Below are 3,523 nucleotides of genomic sequence, written 5' to 3'. Positions count from 1 at the left end.
GGGACGGGAGCGACAACGCGTGAAGACCGGCCCCCTCTCCCTGATCGCCGCCGCGCCGGGCCCCGAGGAGCAGCCGGCCTGGGCCGCGGCGCCGGTGCCGGGCGCCGGGCAGGGCGAGCAGGGGTACGGGGACACGGCCGTCGCCGACCCGTACGCGGCCCCGCCGCAGGGCTACGAGTGGCACGGCGCCGGCTACGGGCAGCAGTACGGCGGCACGCCGTACGAGGCGCCCTACGAGCCGCAGTACGACGCCGGCGCGTACGCGAACGAACAGCAGCAGCCCGGGCCGGGCTACGGCACCGGCGAGCAGGACCCGTACGGCACAGGCCAGTACGCCGACCCGTACTACGACCAGCAGACCTACGGCGCGGGCGCCGAGCGGGACGGGAGCGACAACGCGTGAAGACCGGCCCCCTCTCCCTGATCGCCGCCGCGGCCGCGCTCGCCGTCACCGCCGGCGTCGCCACGCTCACCGTCCCCGACGACGCGGCGGACGGCGCCGGGCCCGCGACCGCCGCGGACCGTATCGCCGTCGAGCGCACCACGCTGCTGTGCCCGCGGCCCGCCGACACGGAGCTCGGCGAGACGACGTACACCTCGTTCACGCCCGCGGGCGAGGACGGCGAGGGCACCGCCGAACTGCTCCCCGCCGCCACGGAGTCCGAGGCGGCCGACGAGGGCGAGCAGCAGGACGACAAGAAGGACAAGAAGGACAAGAAGGGCGACGCCCCCGACCCCGTCGCTCCGCTGAAGCGCGCCGGCACGCCCGTCGCCGCCACCACCGACGAGGCCGGCGCCCCCGCGCTCGTCGGCACCGCCGAGGGCGCCTTCGCCCCCGGCTGGAGCGTGCAGCAGACGACCCTCGTCACCGCCGGCGACGGCCGCGGCCTGGCCGGCGCGCGGTGCACGGCGCCGGACAGCGAGTTCTGGTTCGCCGGCGCCAGCACGATCGACGAGCGCCGCGACTACGTCCAGCTGACCAACCCCGACGACAAGGCCGCCGTCGTCGACCTGGAGCTGTTCGACAAGGACGGCCCGGTCGACAGCGAGACCGGCGACGGCATCCAGGTTCCGGCCCGCTCCAGCGTCTCGGTGCTGCTGTCGACGATCTCCGAGGAGCCGTCGATCAACCTCGCGCTGCACGTCGCCGCCCGCTCCGGCCGGGTCGGCGCCGCCGTGCACGCCGCCGACGAGCAGCTCGGCGGCGACTGGCTCCAGCCCGTCTCCGAGCCCGCCCCGAGCGCGGTCCTCCCCGGCATCCCGGGCGACGCCACCTCCGTGCAGCTGGTCGTCCACGTCCCGGGCGAGGACGACGCCGACCTGGCCGTGCGGCTCGCCGGCCCCAACGGCTCGATCACCCCCGCCGGCTACGAGTCGGTGCACGCCAAGAGCGGCATGACGACGTCGATCGACATGCAGAAGCTCACCAAGGGCGAGACGGGTTCGCTGATCCTGGAGCCGGAGGACGGCAGCACGGCCCCGGTCGTCGCCGCCCTGCGCGTGACCCGCGGCGAGGACAGCGAGCAGGAGATGGCGTTCGTACCGGCCGCGGCCCCGGTCGAGGAGCGCACCACGGCCTCCGGCAACCGGCCGAAGGACGCGCGCCTGTCCCTCGCCGCCCCCGGCAAGGCCGTCGAGGTCAGGGTGACCGCGTCGCCGGGCAGCGAGGACGGCGAGCCCGCGGAGGAGACGCACACGGTCAAGCCCGGCACCACGCTCACGGTCAAGCCCCCGAAGACGTCCGGCACGAAGGGCACTTTCGCCCTCACCGTGGAACGCCTCTCCGGTGGCCCGCTCTACGCCTCGCGCACGCTGCGGCAGGAGGAGGGCGGCATCCCGATGTTCACGATCCAGACCCTCCCGGACGACAGGGGCATGGTCGAAGTCCCGGACGCCGAGCAGGACCTGGACGTGCTGGTGGACTAGGGCCTGTCGTCAATCTCGCGTCGTTCGCCCGCAGGGCGGGCGGCGCGGCGGCTGGTGCGTGCGATCGCAAGGCGGAGGGTCGACCGCATAGTGGGCCTATTCGGTCGATCCCGACAACGCAGCTGGGGGCACCGCCCACGCGCGCGCAGCGCGCAGTGGGGGAGTGCGTGCCAGGCGTCGCGCCGCAGGCGGGAGATTGACGACAGGCCCGGGGGCCGGCGCGCGGGCCGCGGTCAGTCCTGGCCGTAGTGCGGGTCGACCGACTCCGGGGCGACGCCGAGGAGTTCGGCGACCTGTTCGACGATCACCTCGTGGACCAGCAGCGCCCGCTCGTCGCGGTTCTTCGTACGGATCTCGACCGGGCGGCGGTAGACGACGATGCGGTCCGGCCGCCCGCCGCCCGTGACGAGCCTGCCGAGGGGCACCCCGCCGTCGTCCTCCCAGCCGGCGGGAGCGCTGCCGCCGCCCGGGACGTCGAGGACGGCGAACTCGACGCCGGAGAGCTGCGGCCAGCGGCGCTCCAGGCGGGTGGCGGACTCGTGCACCAGGTCGACGAAGGCGTCCGAGCGGCTCACCGCCAGCGGCACCTGGGGCGGCGCCACGGGGCCGCGCATGCCGCGACCGTGGCGGTCACGGGTGCGCCCGCGCGGCCGCGGCGGGGGCCCGGGGGGCGGTGCCGGTCGTTCTGTGTGCTCCATCACCGACGAGCGTAGCTCTCGCCGGGCCCGCCGCAGACCATCCGCGGGCAACCCCGGGAATGTCGTGAAGTGAGCGGTCGGCGGTGGAATCGGCCCGGGGATGAGCGGGCCGAAGTCCGCCGAAACCGGTGGGATTGGCACGATTTGCAGCGAGGGCTGATCACTTGCAACGTCGTGCGGGCCCGCGATGTGACCGACGTCGCAGGTCAACTCGGCCACACGCGACCGGCTTCGCACCGGACGGCGGGCGACACGGGTGGGTGACGCGATGGCGAGTCGTCGCGGCCCGCTCAGGAGTGCGGTACCGTCCAACGTCGTGAGCCCTGTACGTCGCTGTTCGCGCACCGCCTGCGGCCGTGCCGCCGTGGCGACGCTCACCTACGTCTACGCCGACTCCACGGCCGTCCTCGGCCCTCTCGCGACGTACGCGGAACCGCACTGCTACGACCTGTGCACGGAGCACTCCGAGCGGCTCACCGCCCCGCGCGGCTGGGAGGTCGTCCGGCTCGCGGTCCCCGCCGGCCCCGCGCGGCCCAGCGGCGACGACCTGGAGGCCCTGGCCAACGCCGTACGCGAGGCCGCCCGCCCGCCCCGCCCCGCCGCCGACGGCGACGGCATGGCCGGCGCCGCCCCGCCCGCCGCCGCCCCCGGCGGCCCGGACGCGGATCCCATGGAGGTCGCCCGCCGCGCCCACCTGCGGGTGCTCCGCTCCCCGGAGGGCTAAGAAGCCATCCGCAAACCCCCGCCTGCGCCGTGGGGGTACCGCCCACGCGCGCAGGGGGTACCGCCCACGCGCGCTTGCGCGCTGTGGGGGAGCGCTGTGGGGGAGCCTGGCGCGCGGTCTGCTGCGTTGTCGGGATCGACCGAATACGCCCGGTATGAGGTCGACCCTCCGCCTT

3 protein-coding genes and 1 pseudogene are annotated in these 3,523 nt (G+C 75.3%); 3 read left to right on the top strand and 1 reads right to left on the bottom strand.

All coding sequences use genetic code 11. From position 1 onward, the window contains the following. Positions 1-403 (top strand): annotated as a pseudogene (locus ABD317_RS34840) (hypothetical protein); the annotation flags it as partial. Continuing rightward, positions 400-1,926 (top strand): DUF5719 family protein, encoded by a 1,527-nt coding sequence (locus ABD317_RS34835; protein ID WP_344295605.1) that lies wholly within the window; start codon positions 400-402, stop codon positions 1,924-1,926. The pseudogene ABD317_RS34840 and the gene ABD317_RS34835, both read left to right, overlap by 4 nt. 233 nt (positions 1,927-2,159) lie before the next feature. On the opposite strand, the gene ABD317_RS34830 is transcribed toward ABD317_RS34835, so the two are convergent. Beyond that, the gene (locus tag ABD317_RS34830) at positions 2,160-2,540 is read right to left on the bottom strand and encodes a metallopeptidase family protein (protein WP_027756455.1); all 381 of its coding nucleotides are present in this window, start codon (positions 2,538-2,540) and stop codon (positions 2,160-2,162) included. Between the two features lie 352 nt (positions 2,541-2,892). Here ABD317_RS34830 and ABD317_RS34825 point away from each other — a divergent pair, with 352 nt between their 5' ends. Continuing rightward, complete coding sequence (locus tag ABD317_RS34825; RefSeq protein ID WP_344295599.1) at positions 2,893-3,348, top strand: DUF3499 domain-containing protein; 456 nt, start codon at positions 2,893-2,895, stop codon at positions 3,346-3,348. Positions 3,349-3,523 lie beyond the last annotated feature (175 nt).

Source organism: Streptomyces synnematoformans (assembly GCF_039531005.1).
Lineage (GTDB): Bacteria > Actinomycetota > Actinomycetes > Streptomycetales > Streptomycetaceae > Streptomyces > Streptomyces synnematoformans.
Note: the sequence above shows the minus strand (reverse complement) of the source record. Positions and strands in the feature narration are given on the sequence as shown.

Coding starts and splice junctions, on each gene's coding strand:
- ABD317_RS34830 (WP_027756455.1), bottom strand. CDS start 2,540: ATGCGCGGCCCCGTGGCGCCGCCCCAGGTGCCGCTGGCGGTGAGCCGC.
- ABD317_RS34825 (WP_344295599.1), top strand. CDS start 2,893: ATGGCGAGTCGTCGCGGCCCGCTCAGGAGTGCGGTACCGTCCAACGTC.